Here is an 18,065-nt window from a genome sequence, read left to right as displayed (position 1 = left end):
GTGTTTGGGCGGGCGGGGAGGCCGTCTGAAAGTTTGGGTGGCGGGGGGCAGACGGCATGAGACTTTTGCAAAAATCAGAAACGTCCGCCTAAAGGCCGTCTGAAACGGTTAACCTCTTAACCGCCGTCATTCCCGGCTGCTCGGGAATAACGTCCGTGAAAGTTCTTGAGCTGAGCGCAGTCGGAGTTTCAGACGGCCTTATTTGATTTTTGCAACGGTCTCAGCCTTTGGCCGGCAGTATTGTTTCTTGCAACGGTTTTGATTCTTAAAAAACTTCAGGCCGTCTGAAAAGCCGTTTTCCAACATTTTTTCAGACGGCCTGTTTTTAATGCAAAGAATATTTAACGCTTGCAGTAAGGGTTTTCCACACCTTCGACCAGCGTTTTCAGGTATTCGCGCAATTGCGCTTCGCCGCAGCCCATGAGGAGGGCGTCTTCGAAGGCGTCTTGGGCGAGCTGGTAGAGTTCGGTCATGTTTTCGGTCATGACTTTGACTTTTTCGGTGCAGGAAACAATCTGACCGTCGTCGCCGTACCATTTCGGCATTTCGGGCATTGGCATCGTGCGGCTCCGCCTAGTTCAGATAGCGCGACGGGTCGTTGCGTTTCACGCGGCGGGCAAATGCGTATTTTGCATTCCAATAACGGTTGCCGAGGCTGGTGATTTCGATGCGCTTGCCGGTACGCGGGGCGTGGATGAAGCGGTTGTTGCCGATGTAGAGGCCGACGTGGGAAATGCGGCCGCGCCCGCGGGTGCGGAAGAAAACCATGTCGCCGGCCTGAAGCTCGCTGCGGTTGATGTGGTAGCCCATTTTTGCCTGCTGGGCAGAGGTGCGCGGCAGGTTGACACCGAGGCTGCGGCGGAAGATGTGCTGCATGAAGCCGCTGCAGTCGAAGCCGGTACGCACGGAGGTACCGCCGTAGCGGTAGGCGATGCCGAGCAAACCCATGGCGCTGCGGATGAGGTCGTTGGTGCTGCCGGCTGCGCGCGCGCCTTGTGCGGAGTTGGTGGGAATGTAGCTGGCGGCGGGCGCGGTCGGTCGGGAAATTGCAGGCGCAGCAGGGGCACTCGGTACGACGGTACGCGCGGCAGGGCTGCTGTTGCTGCCGAACTGGTTCAGAATCTGCTGGCGTGTCGTGACCAGTGTTTCCAAGTCATCGGCGCGGGCGTTTGCGCCGGCGGTCAGCAGCAGAAAGGCGGCTGCCCACGCTGCGGTCAGTTGTTTGAAACATTTCATTGTTGTTTTTGCTTCCGTTTTCAGACGGCCTGCAAGCCGTCTGCTATTTATGTTATTCTGCTTTGAACTTCCGAAGCCGGACGGCTTGGAGCGGCGGCGCGGTTTGAAAGGGGCGCCCGAAAGATAAGGTCTGAACAGATTGTATTAAATAATCAGATACTTGGCAAAAAAGTAAAAGTTATATTGCGTTAAAATCTTGTTTCCAAACAACCTTTGTGAAGCCAAAATCCGATGATGATTCCGACTCTGCTGGCGATGCGCGATATTTCGCGGATGCGCGAAATTATTACTATCCTGACCAAACACGGCTTGGGCGGCTTTGTGCAGCGCATCAAATTGAGCCATCAGAGCGACAGCGATGATGCCGAGCCAAACAGCCGTTATTTGAGCACGCCGCGCCGTTTCCGCATGGCGTTTGAAGAGCTGGGGCCGACGTTTGTCAAACTCGGGCAGGTGTTGTCGACGCGGGTGGACATTTTCGGCTCGGAGTGGATTGAGGAATTCGAGCGGCTGCAAAGCAATGTTGCACCGATTCCGGTGGACAACATCCGCAGCTTAATCGAGTTTCAGCTCGGCCGGCCGGTTGGCGAAGTATTCAGAAGCATAGATCCCGTGCCCATCGGCAGCGCGTCGATTGCGCAGGTGCATCAGGCCGTGTTGTCCAGCGGCGAAACGGTGGCGGTGAAAATCAAACGCCCCGACATCGAGCCCGTGATTCAGGCCGATTTGCGGATTTTGAACCATCTGGCCAACCTCATCGAATCCGAAATCCCCGAAACACGCCGTTACCAGCCCTCGCAGATGGTGCAGTATTTTGCCCGTTCGCTGGCGAAAGAAACCGATTTGTCGGTCGAACTGCGCTATATGCAGCGTTTCGGCAAAACCTTTGAGAATCACGAATTTATCCATATTCCGCGCGTTTACCCCGAAATTTCCAACCGCCAGATTCTCGTTCAAGAGCAGATTACCGACACCCTTCTGAAAAACACCGACATCGAAAGCCTCGCGCCCGAAATGCGCGCTAAACTGGCCGCGCGGATTACCGATACCCTGTTTACCATGATTTTACAGCAAGGTTTTTTTCACGCCGATCCCCATCCGGGCAACATCTTTATCAATTCAGACGGCCGCATCACCTTTATCGACTTCGGCCTCGTCGGCCACCTTTCCGCCACCCGCCGCCGCGAAATCATCGACCTCATCAACGCTCTGACCCGCAAAGACCAGTTCACCATGCAATACGTCTTGAGCAACTGGGCGCAGGGCGATCTGCCCGACGAGAACCTGCTCGGCGCCGACGTTTTGGAAATGCTGCTCAACTACGAACACACCCCGATCCGCGACCTGCGCATCAGCCAAGTCATCAACGACATCACCCAAATCATGCGCAGCCACGCCCTGACCCTGCCGGGCGACCTCGTCATGCTGTTCAAAACCCTGATTACCCTCGAAGGCGTCGTCAAACGGCTCGACGGACAAACCGAACTTTTAGAACGTGCCAAACTCATCGTCGCCACCGCCTTTAAAGAACGCGCCGCGCCCGAACACATCCTGCGCAAAAGCAAAATGCACCTGCAAACCCTTTTGCAGGCCGCCGACGAACTGCCGCAAAACCTGTTCCGCCTCAGCCGCCGCCTGCAAAAAGGGCAGATGGGCGTGACCCTCGATTTCAAACGCTTCGACCAGCTCAGCCACCAAATCGACCGCGCCACCAACCGCCTCACCATGGGCATCGTCACCGCCGCCCTGATTATCGGCTCGTCCATCGTCATGAGCATAGACACCGGCCCGAAATTCATCGGCTTCATCGGCTATCTAATCGCCTTTGCCAACAGCATTTGGATCATCTGGTCGATTTGGCGTTCGGGGAAACATTGAGGCCGTCTGAAAAAACAAGGCCGTCTGAATATTCAGACGGCTTTTCTTCACTCCTCCTTATTCTCCACCCCCAGCGCCTCATCTGCGAGCCGCCTGTCCAGCCGTTTGCCTGCTTTTACCCCCAAGAGGCGCAGTTTTTCGGCGCGGGCGACGAGGTTGCCGCGGCCTTCGGCGAGCTGTTTGTAGGCCGTCTGAAACTGGTTTTGCGCCTGTTCCAGATTTTTGCCGACGCCTTCGAGCGTTTGCACGAAGCCGACGAATTTGTCGTAGAGGCGGCCGCCTTCTTCGGCGATGGCGAGCGCGTTTTGGTTTTGCTGTTCGTTGCGCCAGAGGTTGGCGACGGTGCGCAGGGCGGCAAGCAGGGTGCCGGGGCCGGCGAGCATGATGCGTTTGTCGAAACAGTCTTGCAGCAGGGTTTCGTCGTGTTGCAGCGCCAAGAGGTAGGCGGGTTCGACGGGGACGAACATAAACACGAAATCGAGTGAGTTGACACCTTCGAGGTCGCTGTAATCCTTTTGCGACAGGGCTTTGACGTGGGCGCGCACGCTGGCGGCGTGGGCTTTCAGGGCGCGCTCGGCCTCGGCGGGGTCGGTGGTTTGGGTGTAGCGCACATAGGCCGTGAGCGAGACTTTGGCGTCGATGACGATTTGTTTGCCGTCGGGCAGGTTGACGAGGACGTCGGGTTGGAAGCGGCGCGTGCCGCCGTCTTCTTTGCGCTCGGCGGCGGCTTGGACGGTATATTCGCGCCCTTTCTGCAAGCCGCTGTGTTTGAGGATGCTTTCGAGCACCATCTCGCCCCAGTTGCCCTGCGTTTTGTTTTGCGTGCCGGTGAGTGCGTCGGTGAGGGCTTTGGCGTCGCTGTGAAGCTGGGCGTTGAGGGTTTGCAGGCGTTTGAGTTCGTTTTCCAGCGTCAGCCGTTCGCGGGCTTCTTTTTCGTAGGTGTTCTGCACCAGCTCGGAAAAACCGCTGAGGCGCTCGTTTAAGGGATTGAGCAGCTGCCCGAGCTGCTCGCGGTTTTGCTCGGCAAAGCGGCGGCTTTTGTCTTCGAGGATGGCGTTGGCAAGGTTTTGAAACTGGTCGGTCAGGCTTTGGCGGGCGTCGGCGAGTAGGGCGAGCTTTTCGGCGGCGGCGGTTTTTTCCTGCGCGATTTGGGTGTGCAGCCGCTCGTTTTGCACTTCCAAAGCCTGCGCGGTTTGCTGCAAATCGTGAAACTCGGTTTTCAGACGGCCTGCTTCGGCTTCGCGTTCCTGCAAATGTTCGATCTGCTGGCAGGCGGCGGAAAAGCGGTTGGACAATTCCTGCGCTTCGGCCTGCAAATCTTGGATGTGGCGGCGGGATTCGGCCAACTCGGCCAGCGCTTCCTCGCGCAGCTCTTCGGCAAACTGCTGGCCGCGGGCGCGTTCGGCGAGTTGCTGTTGCAAGGCAAACTGCTGCGCCTGCGCGGCGTTGCGGGCAAACAGCCAAGTGATGAGCGCGCCGAAAAGAAAGGCGGCGGCGGGAATGAGCAGGGCGGTGTAGGTCATGGTCAGGCCGTCTGAAAAACGAAATTCGGGAAAACGGAAAAACGTAAATATAGCACGGCTTGCGGTGTTCAGCGTGCGAAGCCTGCCTGCGGTACGGCCTTTGGAGTATGATTCGGAAAGGCGTTTGAGGCCGTCTGAATTTCGGCAGGTACGTCGTCGGGAAAAGGTTTGACGGCTTCGCCGCTTTTCAGACGGCCTGCCTGCCCCAAAGCCCTCAATGCCGTCTGAAAATCCGTTCCTACAAATATAAAGGAAAAACTTGTGCAGTTTCTCGAATCTGTCTGGTTCGCGCTCAACGTGACCCTGCCCAGCCTGATGTTGCTGGCCGTCGGTGTGTTTGTGCGCCGTGTCGGCATGATTGACGCGGCTTTTGTCGCGCAGGCGGCGAAAATCGTGTTTTATTTCGGCCTGCCCTGCCTGCTTTTCGACAAGCTGCTTCAGGGCGAAATTCATTTGGGCGAACAGGCGCAGCTGCTGACGGCGGGTGTGGTGTCGGTGTTGGCGTGTTACCTCTTGGGCGAAGCGTTTGCGTGGAAGTTTGTGCCCGATGTCCGTGACAAGGGCGTGTTTGTGCAGAGCGTGTTCCGCGGCAATTTGGGCACGATGGGGCTGGCGTATGTCATCAACGCCTACGGCGATGTGGGCGTGGCGGGCGGCGCGATTTATACGGGTGCGATTACATTTTTGTTCAACATCCTCGGCGTCATCTGCCTGAGCCGCACCCAAACCGGCAGCTTCGGCGCCAAACTGCTCGGCACGCTGAACAAAATCGCCGCCAACCCGCTGATTATCGCCATCATGATTTCCGCGCTGCTGCAAATGCTGCATTTCCTGCCGCCCAAACCCGTGATGAAAGGAGTCGGCTATGTGGCCGATTTGGCGGTGCCGCTGGCGCTGATTTGCGCAGGTGCGGCGTTTGACTTCCGTTCGTTGGGGCGGCTTGGCGATGTTTCCATGCTCGGCAGTATCGGCCGTCTGATTGTCGCGCCGGCGGTCGCCGTTGCCGTCTGTTTGATGTTCGGACTGCGCGGAATGCCGCTGGGCATCGTGTTCCTGATGGCCGCCACCCCCGTCGCCGCCGCGGCCTATCCGATGGTCAAAGCCATGGGCGGCAACGATACCGCCGCCGCGAATGTTGCCGGCATCACCACGCTGGGCTCGGGCTTCAGTGCCGCCGCAGGAATTGTGATATTGCGCAGCTTGGGGCTGATGTAGCAGAGGCCGTATGAAAACTTTGCTGGTTGGCGGGTATGCTCAAACTGCACAGCGCAGCAGGCCGTCTGAAAACTTCCGATGGGGTTTTCGGACGGCCTTTTTTGGTTTTAAACGGCGTTTTGTTTGAGTTTGACAATGAGCGGCATAGGGATTGGCTAATTTGTTGGAAAGTAACTGATTAATCGATATTTATAACTTATTGAAAATAATGAAATTAAAAAAATATGTGTGAAAATGAGACAAAATTCCTGCCACAAAATACCGACGAGGGCGCTAAAAATCAGTGGCGTGTAACTTTTTTGTAATTCAGACATCGGTGTCATTTTGTCGGACATCGGTGTCATTTACAAAACAAAAAATTAATTATCAAAAATAAGTTTAAATCCAATAATGCATAAATTTTATTTACGAAAAAGATGGTTAATTTAACTGTTTAGGCGGTATGATGCATCCCGTCGGCAAGGCCAACCGAGCCGACAGTTTGAGAAATGTTGTAAAATAACATTGGAATGTATTGAAATTAAAGGAACTTTTAAATGAAACGCCTGATGACTTTAGCTGCTGCGTCTTTAATCGGTATGGCCGGTGTGAGCGCCACCACTGCCATCATTGCACGCAATATCGCAGCAGCAAATAAAAAATAAATCCGAACTGAAATGCACCACAAATAAAACACTTCCGAAAGGAGACTGAAAATGAAAGAACTGATGAAATTGGCCGCCGCTTCCCTTATCGGTATGTCCGGCCTGACCGTAAGCGCAACCAATGTTGCCCAAAATATGGCGGATGCCTCTAAATAATCCGATTAAATTAACGACAAACAAAGCGTTTTGGTGATACACAAAGGCCGTCTGAATGTTCAGGCGGCCTTTTCGTTTCAAACAATCCTTGTTCGGAACACTTTCTGGTCAAAGTTCCGCCGTCCCCATGCGGTCAGATACATCAGCCGCAGCAACAGCGGATAGCGCCTGCCCGCAACGCCGCTTAAGCCGTGTTGTTCCATCACTTCCCAACCCAGCGCTTCGACGTCGGCCGCATCCGCTACGTCCCATTTGAACTCGGGCGGCGTGCCGCCCATTTTGCGCAGGGCGTCGTGCTGTTTTTGGCGGCCGACGAGCTTGACCGGCAGCGTGTCGAACGCTGCTTCGGCGTTTGGAAGATGACGTTTTAACAGCGAAATCCAGTTTTTCAGACGGCCTTCGTCGAAATACATCAATACGCCCTCCGCCAGCAGCAAAACGGGTTGCCCGTGCGCGGCGGCGGTCTGCATCCAATCGGTGTCGAATATTGACGCGGCCAAGTAAATATTCCCCGATTCGGGCAGCAGCGTGCGGCGCAGTTCGATTACTTCGGGCAAATCCAAATCGTACCAAGCGGTAACGGGCGGTCTGCCGAGCCGTTCGTAACGGGCATCCAACCCCGCTCCGAGCTGCACCACCACCGCATCGGGATGTTTCCCTAAAAAACGGCGCGTGATGCCGTCCAGCAGCAGCGTGCGGGCGCAACAGCCGACCTGCGAGGCCTTCGCCGTTTCAAATATGGAAAAGTCGAAATCAATCTGCGCCACCATGCGCGACGCTTCTGCATCGCGCAACAGCGGTTCGGGCTTGAGCGTCTCCACCGCCTTTGCCCACAGGGTAATCAGCATGGTGGCTGAAAGGGCGGAAACGGCGGCAGGGGAAATTTTTGCGGTGTCCATCTTGTTCTCCTAAACAATCAAACAGGCGCTTCGGATAGCGGATACATTTTTTCAGACGGCATTAACGCTTGTTTTATATAAATATTATCGGACAACATCACTTCTTGATCAAATACTTGGGGCCGTCTGAAACGGCCGGCGCCCCAAACGGTGTTGTTCCCGCACAGGCGTAAGTTTCAGACGGCCCAAGCTGTTGCAAACGCCGCTGCTTTTTGTTCAATCCCCCCGCAAACCACCCTACTTTCCCGCCCAATCCTGTGCAGCCGCACAATGCGTTTTCTTCCGCCTCTGCTCTATGATGGCAAAAAACAAAAATCCGAAAGGACACGCCATGACCACCGATTCCAAACCGCTGTATATCAAAGTCCACCCCACCGACAATGTGGCGATTATCGTCAACAGCAACGGCCTGCCTGCGGGCGCACAGTTTTCAGACGGCCTCACGTTGGTGGAACACGTTCCGCAGGGGCACAAAGTGGCGCTGTCGGATATTGCCGAGGGCGCGGAAATCGTGCGTTACGGCGAAGTCATCGGCTTTGCCGCGCAGCCGCTGCCCAAAGGCTCGTGGATAGACGAATCCAAAGTCGTTCTGCCCAAAGCGCCGCCGCTCGACACGCTGCCGTTGGCTACCCGCCCCGCTCCCGCGCTTGAGCCGCTGGAAGGTTTTACGTTTGAGGGCTACCGAAATTCAGACGGCAGCGTCGGTACGCGCAATCTGCTGGGGATTACCACCAGCGTGCATTGTGTGGCGGGCGTTGTGGATTATGTCGTCAAACTGATTGAGCGCGATTTGCTGCCGAAATATCCGAATGTGGACGGCGTGGTCGGGCTCAACCATCTCTACGGCTGCGGCGTGGCGATTAATGCGCCCGCGGCGGTCGTGCCCATCCGCACCATCCACAACATCGCGCTCAACCCGAATTTCGGCGGCGAAATCATGGTCATCGGCTTGGGCTGCGAAAAACTGCAACCGACGCGGCTTTTAGACGGTACAAGCGATACGATTCCGATTAAACCCGAAAACGCCAGCATCACCAGTTTGCAGGACGAACAATTCATCGGCTTCAAGGCCATGGTCGATTCGATTCTGCAAACCGCCGACCGCCACTTGGCCAAACTCAATGCGCGCAAACGCGAAACCTGTTCGGCTTCGGATTTGGTGGTCGGTATGCAGTGCGGCGGCAGCGACGCCTTCTCGGGCGTAACCGCCAATCCCGCCGTCGGTTTCGCTTCCGATTTGCTGGTACGCTGCGGCGCAACCGTGATGTTTTCCGAAGTGACCGAAGTGCGCGACGCGATTCATCTACTCACGCCCCGCACCGTTGACGAACACGTCGGCCGCCGCCTGTTGGAAGAAATGAAGTGGTACGACGACTACCTCAGCGCCGGCCAAACCGACCGCAGCGCCAACCCCTCGCCCGGCAACAAAAAGGGCGGCCTGGCCAATGTGGTCGAAAAAGCCCTCGGCTCGATTGCCAAATCCGGCCAGTCGGCGATTGTCGAAGTTTTGTCTCCCGGCCAGCGCCCGACCAAAAAAGGGTTGATTTTCGCCGCCACCCCCGCCAGCGATTTCGTTTGCGGCACGCAGCAACTGGCCTCGGGCATCACCGTGCAGGTGTTTACCACCGGACGCGGCACCCCCTACGGCCTCGCCGCCCTGCCCGTGATCAAAGTCGCCACCCGCACCGACCTGGCCGAGCGCTGGTTTGACCTGATGGACATCAACGCCGGCCGTATCGCCACGGGAGAAGCCACCATCGAAGACATCGGTTGGGAAATCTTCCGCTTCATTTTAGACGTTGCCAGCGGCAAAAAAGAAACTTGGTCGGATCAATGGGGGCTGCACAACGCGCTCTCCGTATTCAACCCCGCGCCGGTAACCTGACAACGCTCCACAGGCCGGCAACCCGCATTTACGCTTTTCCACTCTTCCATTGGAGCTTGGGGCCGTCTTTTCAGACGGCTTTTTTTTACGGCGTAACACGGCAAAACGGACATAAAGATTAAAAAATCCAAAAAACATCCCATGCCGTCTGAAAATAGTGGGGGTGGTCGGGATTTACACTATGCTGTGTCGTGTTACACCCGCTTAAGGTGGGCTAACACGACCTGTACCTGATTCAACCAGCCTTCCAACTGCTTTCTTTGTTCAGGATTCATATTCCCCCTACTTGAGTGAGGCCGTCTGAAAAGTTTTCAGACGGCCTCATTGTTACATTACGTGCGTTCGGGATAAGAAATATCTTAAACTGATTGAAAATGCTGAAATCACCTGCCGTAGGACGGGGTTGCGACCCTGTCGCTCATCCGCAGAATGAGATAAACGTTTGAGTGGGTAATTCTCTGCCTTCGGGCAAAGCGGCGGGGTGGCAACCCTGCCCTACGCGGCTGGAATATCAGGCATTACTCAAATCGCTTATCCCGAATTCACGTTGCATCAAAAAAACTTACGCTTCGGGCGGTACATACCCTGCACTTTATCCGCGCCGTCGCCGAAGAAATACTGCTCCATCTGCTGCGCCAGATATTCGCGCGCGCGGGTCGGCGAGGCTGAGGCGGTTTTCGTTGATCAGCATGGTCTGGTGGCGCGTCCACGCGTTCCATGCTTCTTGGGAAACGTTTTCAAAAATGCGTTTGCCCAATTCGTTGGGCAGCGGCGGGAATTTCATGCCTTCGGCTTCTTTGCCGAGTTTGACGCAGTTCACCATGCGGGTCATGGTTTGTTCCTTTGTGTGCGGGTTTCAGACGGCCTTATTTTAAGGTCTTGCTTTCGTCATGGATTGTTATTTTGTCGGCATTTACTGCCTGCCGCATCCTGAAAAAAACGCCTCGGCAAAGAACATCTCCGCAAGGAAAATCTTTGTTGGGCAATGCTATAATTGCTGTCTGAAAAATCCTAAAAAACCTTCAAAACCCGCCATGAACGCCGATTTCCGCCGTCCGACGCTCGCCGTCGATACCAGCACTTCCTACCTCTCGCTCGCCCTCTCTGCCGGCGGGGAAACCCGTCTCTGCCATTTGGAAGCGGGCAATAAACAGTCTGAGCTGATTTTGCCGCAGATCCGCGCGCTTTTTGCCGAAGCGGACATTACGGCGGCGGATTTGGGCGCGGTAGTTTACGCGCAGGGGCCGGGGGCGTTTACGGGGCTGCGCATCGGTGCGGGCGTGGCGCAGGGCTTGGCGGCGCCGTTTGCCGTGCCGCTGGTCGGTGTGCCCTGTTTGGACGCAGCGGCGCATCTCGTGCCCGGCCGTTCGGGTGTGTTGGCGGCGATCGATGCGCGCATGGGCGAGGTGTTTTACGCTTGGTTCGACACGGCAAACCACCGCCGTTTGAGCGCGTATCAGGTCGGTAAGGCGGCGGAAATCACGTTGCCCGAAGGTGCGGAATTTTCAGACGGCATCGGCAATGCGTTTGCGCTGAGCGAGCCGCCGCCGTTTGCGGGCAAACCCGATATGCCTACCGCCGCCGATTATTTAAACCTCGCGCAAACGGGGCGTTATCCCGCCGTCGGCGCCGCGCAGGCGGGACTTTTGTATGTGCGCGACAAAATCGCGCTGACCGCCGCGGAGCAGGCCGCGCGCAAGGCGACGTCATGAACATCCGCACCGCTGTTGCCGCCGACTGCGCGCGTTTGGCTGAAATCGACGCACAATCCAACCCGTCGGCCTGGTCGAAAAAACAGTTTCAATCCGCGTTAAACAGCCGCACGGATACGGTGCTGGTGTGTGAAAAAAATGATGTAATACAGGGGTTTATCGTGTGGCAGAGTGTGTGCGGCGAATCGGAACTGCACCTGATTGCCGCCGCGCCGGAATGCCGCCGTCAGGGCGTTGCCTCGGTTTTGCTGGAACGCTGGTTTCAGACGGCCTCAAGCGAAGCGCTGACGAGGCTTTTTTTGGAAGTGCGCGCGGCCAACGGAGCCGCGCAGCGCCTTTACCGCAAATACGGTTTTCAGGAATGCGGGCGGCGCAAAGATTACTATCCGCTGGCAAACGGGCGTGAAGACGCTGTTTTGATGGAGAAAATATGTTAAGCAGCCGCTATTTGCACCTGCACGAAGCCTTAGGACTGGGGCCGATGTGGCTCAACCGCGAGGCGCGGTTCAGGCCGTCTGACACTTCGACTACGCTCGGCAACCGTGTTTCAGACGGCATTCCGCGTGCACCCGACCATGCCGAAACGCCGCAGACAGCGGCCAAGCCGATGGCCGAAGCCGTTCGGGCCGTGGCGCAAAACCATATGACGAACGCCGCGCGTCAGGCGGCGGTTGAAGCGGTGAAAAATCATGCCGTGAAAACTGCAAGGCCGTCTGAACCGCCGCCCGCCGTCGCGCGCAGTCAGGCCGAAATGCCGCAAACTGCTGTTCCGAGCGATCTTTCAGACGGCCTCGCGCCGCTGCCGCAGGCCGAAGTCAGGCCGTCTGAAGTCATGGTGGTCAGCATCTGCCCCGCCGTGGAAGACGGCGCGGTCGGCAAACTTTTCAGCGGCAGCGTCGGCGTGCTGCTCGACAACATGATTGCCGCCGTCGGCCTCGCGCCCGAACAGGTGCACAAAACCTGTTGGGTCAAAACCCCGAGCGCGTCCAACACTATGCCCGACACCGCGCGGATTGAAGCCGCGCTGCCGCAGATGTGTGCCGAACTGGCGCAGGCACAGCCCAAAGCGGTCTGGTTTCTCGGCCAGATTTTCGAGCAGCCGCAACAAGTGGCGCTTATGGAAATGCTCTGCGGTGAAACGCCGTATTTCACCACCTCCCACCCCGCCCGCCTGCTGCGCCAGCCGCAGCTCAAAGCCGCTGCATGGGCGGAGTTGAAGAAATTGAAACGGCTGCTCGGGCATTAAGCGGGGTGATTGGCGGAGAAGTGCGAAGACAGGGACATTTGGAGAAATAAAAAACACCTGCCGGAAAGCCGTCTGAAAACCCTGAAATGCTGATGATTTCAGGGTTTTCAGTTTTGGTCGGACTCAAAATCGCCAATGGTCGGCCTGCGGCAATCCGCTCCTTCTCCCGTGCTTTATGCGCTTGCCCTCGAAGGAGGAGGGTTGGGGAGGGGGTAGTTCTTTTTCTGAAATGGTAAATTTTTCAGAAAACCAAGCAGAACGTGCTTCTACGAAGCCCCGCCTTCTCCCTAACCCTCTCGCCCCCCTTTGAGGGCAGGCGCGCAAGGCGCAGGAGAGGGGGGCAGATTGTAGAAACTTCAAAAGTTGACGTCGAAAATCAGCTGTTTTTGCGGATTTTAGTTCAGCTGACTTTTTGATATTTCGACGTTTTCATTTTCTGAAATGTCAATCTTGTAACGATTTGATATTGATATTTTAGAGAAATTTATTTCGGACAGCCGTGCGCGCCAAGCGGGAATCTACGTTTGGTTTTCTGAAACTTATTTAAAACAATCTATTGTCTGTATTCGGCCGTGGATTCCCGCCTGCGCGGGAATGACGTCGGTTGTGGGATTAACCGTTTCAGCCGGCATTTAGGCGGACGTTTTTTATTTTTACAAATATTTGAGGCCGTCTGAATTTTTCAGACGGCCTCTGCTTTGCTTACGCTTTCCATGCCGGATTTCCGGCTTAAAGCGGGTAAACGAAGATTTTCGAGTTCCGTCCGCCTTCTACATGGTCGCGGCGGCGTTCTTCGGGAAGGTCGTCGGCGGAGGCCGTCTGAAAGCCGCGTTCGGCAAACCATTCGCCGGCGTGGGTGGAGAGGGCGAACAGGCGGCGGATATTTTTGCGGCGGGCTTGGTCGGTGATGTGTTTGAGCAGCATTTCGCCGTAGCCGCCGGCTTGGGCGTCGGGGGAGACGGCGAGGCAGGCGAGTTCGGCGGATTGGGGATCGGCGAAGGTTTTGAGGGCGACGCAGCCGTAGAGGCAGCGGTCGTGTTCCAATACGGAAAAACTGCCGATGTGGTCTTCGAGGTATTCGCGGCTGCGGCGCAGGAGGATGCCTTGTTCTTCGAGCGGGCGGATGAGCGACATGATGGCGGGGATGTCGTCGTGGTGCGCTTGGCGGATGCGGACGAAGGCATCGCGGGCGACGGAGGTGCCGGCGCCGTGGCGGGTGAAGAGTTCGCGGATCAGGCTGCCGTCGTCGTTGCCGTTGAGGATTTGGGTGCGGCCGACGCCGTGGCCGACGGCGTTGACGGCGTATCGGAGCAGCCGCTCTTGGCGGGGGGCGGCCTGGTTTTTCGCCATCATGCGGCGGGCTTCTTCGGCAGAAAGGTTGGTGATGAGGCGGCCGTCTGAATCGAGGATGCCGTCTTGTTCGATGAGGTAGATGAGTTTTTCGGCTTGGAGGGCGACGGCGGCGGCTTCGGCGATGTCGCCCATACTGAGGTTGAAGGTTTTGCCGCTGAGGGTGTGGCCGATGGGGCTGATGAGGACGATGGCGCCGTCGTCGAGGCGTTGGCGGACGGCTTCGGTGTCGGTTTTGCGCACGAGGCCGGTATAGCCCATGTCGGTGCCGTCGATGACACCCATGGGTTTGGCGGAGATGAAGTTGCCGGAGGCGACGCTGATGGGTTTGCTGCGTTGGGGGGATTGGGCGAAACTGCTGTACAGCGCGGCTTCGATGTCGCTGCGGAGGATGCCGGCGGCCTGTTTGGCGTATTGGAGGGTGGCTTCGTCGGTGATGCGGCGGCCTTGGTGGTATTGCGGGGTCAGGCCGTCGGCTTGGGCGAGGCGGTTGATTTGGCTGCGCGAACCGTGTACGACGACAAGGCGCACGCCCAAGCTGGCGATGAGGTTGAGATCGGCGGCGAGCCGGCGGAGGGGCGGCCCCTGCAAAAGGCTGCCGGCAATGCCGATAACGAGCGTTTTGCCGCGCAGGTGGTTGATGTAGGGAGCGGCTTCGCGGAAGCCGCCGACAAAGCCGTCGGGTGGATTCATAGCAGTAAAACCAGATAAAAGAGCTGCATGATTAATACGGTCAGTGCAATCATCACGGCCAATGTCCAGTTGACGCCTTCTTTTTCCTGAACGGCGGCTGCGGCGTTGGCCGCGTTGGACGTAGTAATCACGTTGTCGAGCAAATCGGCCAATTCGTTGCGCGAGAGCCGGCGCTCGGGTGCTTTGGGCGGGGTGTGTTTTTCCTGCCGTTTGTCGTTGGTGGCGCTGGGCAGGGGCTTGGTTTGGATTTGGCCTTTGAGGTCGGCCAGATTTTCTTTGGCTTTAAACAGTCCTTCGCATTTGGTGCAGACAACGAAGCCTTTGGCGACGGAGAGCTGAGAATCGTTAACCCAGATGTTGGTGGCGCAATGGGGGCAGGTACATGCCGGCATGATAAACTCGTTTCGTAATGTATGGCAAAACCACTGAACCGCGCTCTTCGGGCGGATTTCCTGATCGGCTTTGCACTGATTTTTAAAGTGAGGTTTTGAGGGGCAGGCGCGTTTTCACGCCTTGATGGCCGCGTAAAAAACGGAAGCCCCGAGGCCGTCTGAAAGATTGTGTTTGTTGTTTTCAGACGGCATTAAAACGTTTTTCAGACGTCCTGTTTACGCCACGCCGTATTTTTCGCGATAGGCGCGCACGGGCTCTAAAAAACCGCCGAATTCGGTGTTGTTTTGCAGAAGCGCAAACAAATCGTTGAGATTGGCGACGGCGATGACAGGCAGGCCGTATTGCTGTTCGACTTCCTGAACGGCAGACAGCTCGCCCGTACCTTTTTCCATGCGGTCGAGCGCAATGGCGACGGCGGCGGGCGTTGCGCCTTCTGCCTCAATCAGCTTCACCGATTCGCGCACGGACGTCCCCGCGGAAATTACGTCGTCGATAATCAAAACACGGCCTTTGAGCGGTGCGCCGACCAAAACGCCGCCTTCGCCGTGGTCTTTGGCTTCTTTGCGGTTGTAGGCAAACGGCACGTTGACGCCCTGTTCGGCCAGCATCATCGCCGTCGCGGCGGCCAGAATAATGCCCTTGTAGGCCGGGCCAAACAGCATATCGAATCCGACCTTGCTCTCGATAATCGCGTGCGCGTAAAACTTCGCCAGCTGCAGCGTGGAAGCGCCGTCGTTAAACAGGCCGGCGTTGAAAAAATACGGCGACTGCCGCCCCGCTTTGGTGGTGAATTCGCCAAACTTCAACACATTCTGTGCGAGGGCGAACTTCAGAAAATCCTGACGGAAATCAGACATGGCTTTTCTCCCTAAAGGCCTTTGATTTGAGGCGCTTATTATAATGGATTGCGGACAGAACGGCGAAAAAAGGCCGTCTGAAAACAGTTTTTTCAGACGGCTTGTTGTAAGAAGGGTCAGTTGGGCGGAGAAATATGTATTTGTGTTTGCGTATCAGGCAAAAGCGTGTTGACGGCGGGGTTTTCAGACGGCCTTGTCATTCTTCCGAAATTCCCATGCCGTCTGAAATTCGCAAACGCCGGTTACAACCGGTGGCTGATCTTAACCGAAATCCGTTCAAACATTTCCCCAATTCAAGCAGGCTTCGACCTCGCCCAGCCACCGGCAGGGTTTTGCTGTGCAGAAAAAGGCCGTCTGAAAAATATTTTTCAGACGGTATTATCTTTACCAGGCCCTGTTTCCCGCTTATCCGCATCCAAAATAAAATCATTGCAAATTATGCCTTTTCTTTACGAAAGGCAAAATATTTAAAAAAATATCCAGTTTCGGTGTGCATGGCCCTGTATTGCTTGACAGTTCTAGTATAATTAATAATAAATATTATTTGCTGTTTAGTGCCATATACGTTCTGCATTCGCACGGCTATCCTGCTCAGCACCGCAGCCTTGACAATTACCAGAAAATCATAATAAGTTGGAATCTCCATCCTGTTTTCACAATTTCAAAACAAGGATTTATTGATTATGAGAGAACTTTTGCCAGACGAAATCAGATTTGTTTCAGATGCTGATGCGCTTGCTGATGTCGCATCTATTTTTTAGGCTTACGCTTCGGCGTTCCCGGTGTACCAATCAGTTATGCGCTGGCAAGACATATTGAAAACGTCAGCAACATTTCCGAGCAAGATGCTAGGCTGATGGCAATTGATATTGAAATGCGCATCAGAAATGGTGGATATGTTGCCGATTAATCTTTAGGTGCACTATGAAACACACAATAAAATCAAGGGGCTGGGATTCGGTTTTTATCTATGCAGCCGTAATCCTGCCTTTATCGTTTCTCGGCAGGCATTATCAAATCGGCGAGCCCTATCTGACCATCGTAATGGTAGCCGGGATTTTATCCGCTGAAGCGGTTTACCGCCTGTACCGTAAAAACCGTTCGGATTGACTTTTCCGATATTTCTAAACATGCCGTCTGAAAACCGATTTTCAGACGGCATTTCTGTTAAAATTTAAATACACCTTTATTTTCCCCACATAATTCATCATGCTCAAAATTATTTCGGCCAACGTTAACGGCATCCGTTCCGCCTACAAAAAAGGTTTTCACGAATACATCGCCGCTTCGGGCGCGGATATTGTCTGCGTGCAGGAGTTGAAGGCGCAGGAGGCGGACTTGTCGGACGACATGAAAAATCCGCACGGTATGCACGGCGCGTGGCATTGTGCGGAAAAGCGCGGTTACAGCGGCGTGGCGGTGTACAGCAAACGGGCGCCGGATAATGTGCGGGTCGGCATGGGCATCGAGGAATTCGACCGCGAGGGGAGGTTTGTGCGCTGCGATTTCGGCAAACTTTCCGTGATTTCGCTCTACTTGCCCAGCGGCACCAGCGCGCCCGAGCGGCAGGAATTGAAATACCGTTTTCTCGATGCGTTTTACCCGATGCTGGCCGAAATGCAGGCCGAAGGGCGCGATATTGTGGTGTGCGGCGACTGGAACATCGCGCACCAAAACATTGATTTGAAAAACTGGAAAGGCAACCAGAAAAACTCAGGTTTTCTGCCCGAAGAGCGCGAATGGATCGGCAAAGTCATCGCCGATTTGGGCTGGGTGGATATGTGGCGCACGCTCTATCCCGAAGTTCCCGGCTACACTTGGTGGAGCAACCGCGGGCAGGCATATGCGAAAGACGTGGGTTGGCGCATCGACTACCAAATGGTAACGCCCGGGCTGGCGGACAAAGCGCAGTCGGCACACGTTTATAAAGACGAAAAATTTTCCGACCACGCGCCTTTGGTGGTGGAGTATGACTATGCTGCCGAATAAAGTTTTGGGCAAATACGATTTGAAATTCAGCGGTCGCGACGGCTTGGGCGCGGCTTGGGTAATGGCGGCGGTATTGCTGCCGGTTTTGGTGTGGACGGTTTTTATACTGGCCCGAATGCTCGGCTGGCTGCCGGCGACCAAAGCCAACCCGGCATGGGCGCTGGCCTGGCTCGGCCTCTGTTTGCCGTGCCTGCTGATTGCGGCGAAATGTTTCGGTTGGAAGGGTTGGGGCGCGGTTGGCAATATTCTGTTTTTTATGGTGATTTGCGCGGTGATTCATGTGCCCGCCGGTTTGCTGGTGGCGTTTACGCTGGCGGATTGGTTGAAGGCCGTCTGAAAATTTTCAGACGGCATGATGTGAAAACAGACCGTTTGGGCGGGCATATTTC

General features: G+C 55.7%; 17 protein-coding genes and 1 pseudogene. 9 read left to right on the top strand and 9 right to left on the bottom strand.

The features are described 5' to 3' along the window. Positions 1-341: 341 nt before the first annotated feature. Entirely contained in the window at positions 342-560 is a 219-nt protein-coding gene (locus tag BG910_RS05075; protein WP_089035907.1) for a hypothetical protein, read from the bottom strand. A 13-nt stretch (positions 561-573) separates the two neighbouring features. Further along, positions 574-1,236: a C40 family peptidase gene (locus BG910_RS05070; protein WP_089035906.1), complete on the bottom strand. Its 663-nt coding sequence runs from the start codon at positions 1,234-1,236 to the stop codon at positions 574-576. 231 nt (positions 1,237-1,467) lie between these two features. Between BG910_RS05070 and BG910_RS05065 the strand changes: the two genes are divergently transcribed. After that, positions 1,468-3,114 (top strand): ABC1 kinase family protein, encoded by a 1,647-nt coding sequence (locus tag BG910_RS05065; RefSeq protein ID WP_089035905.1) that lies wholly within the window; start codon positions 1,468-1,470, stop codon positions 3,112-3,114. 47 nt (positions 3,115-3,161) lie between these two features. Here the strand turns inward: BG910_RS05065 and rmuC are convergent, their stop codons facing one another. Next, positions 3,162-4,637 (bottom strand): DNA recombination protein RmuC, encoded by a 1,476-nt coding sequence (gene rmuC, locus BG910_RS05060; protein WP_089035904.1) that lies wholly within the window; start codon positions 4,635-4,637, stop codon positions 3,162-3,164. 68 nt (positions 4,638-4,705) lie between these two features. After that, complete coding sequence (locus tag BG910_RS12195) at positions 4,706-4,846, bottom strand: hypothetical protein (protein WP_157694032.1); 141 nt, start codon at positions 4,844-4,846, stop codon at positions 4,706-4,708. A 52-nt stretch (positions 4,847-4,898) separates the two neighbouring features. Here BG910_RS12195 and BG910_RS05055 point away from each other — a divergent pair, with 52 nt between their 5' ends. Beyond that, positions 4,899-5,852 carry an AEC family transporter gene (locus BG910_RS05055; RefSeq protein ID WP_232462240.1) on the top strand — a complete coding sequence of 318 codons (954 nt, stop codon included), beginning with the start codon at positions 4,899-4,901 and terminating at the stop codon, positions 5,850-5,852. 877 nt (positions 5,853-6,729) lie between these two features. Here BG910_RS05055 and BG910_RS05050 read toward each other — a convergent pair. Next, positions 6,730-7,551: a class I SAM-dependent methyltransferase gene (locus tag BG910_RS05050; protein WP_089035903.1), complete on the bottom strand. Its 822-nt coding sequence runs from the start codon at positions 7,549-7,551 to the stop codon at positions 6,730-6,732. A 331-nt stretch (positions 7,552-7,882) separates the two neighbouring features. Here BG910_RS05050 and garD point away from each other — a divergent pair, with 331 nt between their 5' ends. Beyond that, entirely contained in the window at positions 7,883-9,436 is a 1,554-nt protein-coding gene (gene garD, locus BG910_RS05045; RefSeq protein WP_089037146.1) for a galactarate dehydratase, read from the top strand. A 552-nt stretch (positions 9,437-9,988) separates the two neighbouring features. Here the strand turns inward: garD and BG910_RS05040 are convergent. After that, positions 9,989-10,268 (bottom strand): annotated as a pseudogene (locus BG910_RS05040) (oxidative damage protection protein). A 202-nt stretch (positions 10,269-10,470) separates the two neighbouring features. Here BG910_RS05040 and tsaB point away from each other — a divergent pair. From tsaB to BG910_RS05025, 3 genes are read left to right on the top strand one after another with little or no spacing between them, the layout of a single operon-like run. Further along, positions 10,471-11,148, top strand: coding sequence for a tRNA (adenosine(37)-N6)-threonylcarbamoyltransferase complex dimerization subunit type 1 TsaB (gene tsaB / locus BG910_RS05035; RefSeq protein ID WP_089037145.1), 678 nt, complete (start codon positions 10,471-10,473; stop codon positions 11,146-11,148). Further along, a complete protein-coding gene (gene rimI, locus BG910_RS05030) occupies positions 11,145-11,585 on the top strand; it encodes a ribosomal protein S18-alanine N-acetyltransferase (RefSeq protein WP_089035902.1) in 441 nt (146 codons plus the stop codon). The genes tsaB and rimI overlap by 4 nt, the downstream gene beginning before the upstream one ends. Further along, positions 11,579-12,394: a uracil-DNA glycosylase family protein gene (locus BG910_RS05025; protein ID WP_089035901.1), complete on the top strand. Its 816-nt coding sequence runs from the start codon at positions 11,579-11,581 to the stop codon at positions 12,392-12,394. The genes rimI and BG910_RS05025 overlap by 7 nt, the downstream gene beginning before the upstream one ends. Before the next feature lie 729 nt (positions 12,395-13,123). On the opposite strand, the gene argA is transcribed toward BG910_RS05025, so the two are convergent. The 3 genes from argA to pyrE form a co-directional block, all read right to left on the bottom strand. Next, entirely contained in the window at positions 13,124-14,437 is a 1,314-nt protein-coding gene (argA, locus tag BG910_RS05020; protein ID WP_089035900.1) for an amino-acid N-acetyltransferase, read from the bottom strand. Next, complete coding sequence (locus BG910_RS05015; protein ID WP_089035899.1) at positions 14,434-14,829, bottom strand: MJ0042-type zinc finger domain-containing protein; 396 nt, start codon at positions 14,827-14,829, stop codon at positions 14,434-14,436. The genes argA and BG910_RS05015 overlap by 4 nt, the downstream gene beginning before the upstream one ends. A 216-nt stretch (positions 14,830-15,045) precedes the next feature. Then, on the bottom strand, positions 15,046-15,687 hold the full coding sequence (pyrE, locus tag BG910_RS05010) for an orotate phosphoribosyltransferase (RefSeq protein ID WP_089035898.1): 642 nt from the start codon (positions 15,685-15,687) through the stop codon (positions 15,046-15,048). A 120-nt stretch (positions 15,688-15,807) separates the two neighbouring features. Between pyrE and BG910_RS12190 the strand changes: the two genes are divergently transcribed. From BG910_RS12190 to BG910_RS04990, 3 genes are all read left to right on the top strand, one after another. Then, positions 15,808-16,158 (top strand): hypothetical protein, encoded by a 351-nt coding sequence (locus BG910_RS12190; protein ID WP_123806072.1) that lies wholly within the window; start codon positions 15,808-15,810, stop codon positions 16,156-16,158. 738 nt (positions 16,159-16,896) lie between these two features. Beyond that, a complete protein-coding gene (locus BG910_RS04995) occupies positions 16,897-17,676 on the top strand; it encodes an exodeoxyribonuclease III (RefSeq protein WP_089035895.1) in 780 nt (259 codons plus the stop codon). Next, the gene (locus tag BG910_RS04990; RefSeq protein ID WP_089035894.1) at positions 17,663-18,013 is read left to right on the top strand and encodes a hypothetical protein; all 351 of its coding nucleotides are present in this window, start codon (positions 17,663-17,665) and stop codon (positions 18,011-18,013) included. The genes BG910_RS04995 and BG910_RS04990 overlap by 14 nt, the downstream gene beginning before the upstream one ends. Positions 18,014-18,065 lie beyond the last annotated feature (52 nt).

This window comes from Neisseria chenwenguii (genome assembly GCF_002216145.1).
Taxonomy (GTDB): Bacteria; Pseudomonadota; Gammaproteobacteria; order Burkholderiales; family Neisseriaceae; genus Neisseria; species Neisseria chenwenguii.
The sequence above is the reverse complement of the archived record's forward strand: the minus strand, read 5'-3'. Positions and strand labels throughout refer to the sequence as shown.

Bases quoted from the DNA above. Each gene is read 5' to 3' on its own strand.
- BG910_RS05065 (WP_089035905.1), top strand. From the start codon at position 1,468: ATGATGATTCCGACTCTGCTGGCGATGCGCGATATTTCGCGGATGCGC.
- BG910_RS05075 (WP_089035907.1), bottom strand. From the start codon at position 560: ATGCCAATGCCCGAAATGCCGAAATGGTACGGCGACGACGGTCAGATT.
- BG910_RS05025 (WP_089035901.1), top strand. From the start codon at position 11,579: ATGTTAAGCAGCCGCTATTTGCACCTGCACGAAGCCTTAGGACTGGGG.
- rimI (WP_089035902.1), top strand. From the start codon at position 11,145: ATGAACATCCGCACCGCTGTTGCCGCCGACTGCGCGCGTTTGGCTGAA.
- garD (WP_089037146.1), top strand. From the start codon at position 7,883: ATGACCACCGATTCCAAACCGCTGTATATCAAAGTCCACCCCACCGAC.
- tsaB (WP_089037145.1), top strand. From the start codon at position 10,471: ATGAACGCCGATTTCCGCCGTCCGACGCTCGCCGTCGATACCAGCACT.
- rmuC (WP_089035904.1), bottom strand. From the start codon at position 4,637: ATGACCTACACCGCCCTGCTCATTCCCGCCGCCGCCTTTCTTTTCGGC.
- argA (WP_089035900.1), bottom strand. From the start codon at position 14,437: ATGAATCCACCCGACGGCTTTGTCGGCGGCTTCCGCGAAGCCGCTCCC.
- BG910_RS05015 (WP_089035899.1), bottom strand. From the start codon at position 14,829: ATGCCGGCATGTACCTGCCCCCATTGCGCCACCAACATCTGGGTTAAC.
- BG910_RS05070 (WP_089035906.1), bottom strand. From the start codon at position 1,236: ATGAAATGTTTCAAACAACTGACCGCAGCGTGGGCAGCCGCCTTTCTG.
- BG910_RS04995 (WP_089035895.1), top strand. From the start codon at position 16,897: ATGCTCAAAATTATTTCGGCCAACGTTAACGGCATCCGTTCCGCCTAC.
- BG910_RS05050 (WP_089035903.1), bottom strand. From the start codon at position 7,551: ATGGACACCGCAAAAATTTCCCCTGCCGCCGTTTCCGCCCTTTCAGCC.
- BG910_RS04990 (WP_089035894.1), top strand. From the start codon at position 17,663: ATGCTGCCGAATAAAGTTTTGGGCAAATACGATTTGAAATTCAGCGGT.
- pyrE (WP_089035898.1), bottom strand. From the start codon at position 15,687: ATGTCTGATTTCCGTCAGGATTTTCTGAAGTTCGCCCTCGCACAGAAT.